Annotated in this window: 1 protein-coding gene; it reads right to left on the reverse strand. The window is 67.5% G+C overall.

Annotation, left to right across the window (positions count from 1 at the left end):
- A partial coding sequence (locus ACFPOB_RS30070; protein ID WP_377801832.1) for a phage portal protein family protein occupies positions 1-730 on the reverse strand: 730 nt, incomplete at both ends.

Raw genomic sequence — 730 nt, forward strand, 5'->3', positions numbered from 1 at the left:
GCCGGCGGCGCTGGCGGCGGCGGGCGGCCGCCGATGAGCTCGACCGCCTTGCCGTCCTTGCGCGGCTTGGCCGGATCCGAGAAGCCGAGGCGGTCCCGCAGCTCGCTCGCCTCAACCGTCAGGCCTTGCGGCCCGAGCTTGTCGATGGCGTTGACGACATCGTTCAACGGCACTTCATCGGGCCGGCCGATATTGAGGCGCGGATACGTCGCTTGCGGCCCGAAGTTCAGAGCGATGATGAGCTGGACGAGCTGCTTGGTCAGCGAGGCCGAGAGCAGCTTGGCATCGGCGCGCTCCAGATCCTCCTGGACGAGGCGATGCTCCTGGGCGACCGCGTGGCCGCCCGAGACCGCGTCCGTCGTCGTGGTCTGGCCGAGCACGAGCTTCGAGATCTGGCGATCGTGCCAATCGGCCCGGCGCTCATAGAGCTGGCCTGGCGCGCCCGTGCCCTTCTCGACCGAGACGAAGTCGATCGACATCTCCGCCGGGATGATGGCGGCGCAATCCCCGGCGATGTTGGCGACGGCACGCCACAGCACCTCCTTGTCGGCATCGGAGGCGGCCCGGTCGAATTTGCCGACGCGGGTCGGCATGCCGTAGTTCTGGGTGAAGATTGCCCAGTCCTTCGCTGTGAAGGCCTTGTACATCCAGCACCAGGACGCGACGCGGGCGAGGCCGGAGCGGATGGTCAGGCCACTCTTGGCCTTGTGTCGATGGACGATGAACTTGT

The organism is Allobosea eneae (assembly GCF_042657265.1).
In the GTDB taxonomy this organism is placed as follows: Bacteria; Pseudomonadota; Alphaproteobacteria; order Rhizobiales; family Beijerinckiaceae; genus Allobosea; species Allobosea eneae.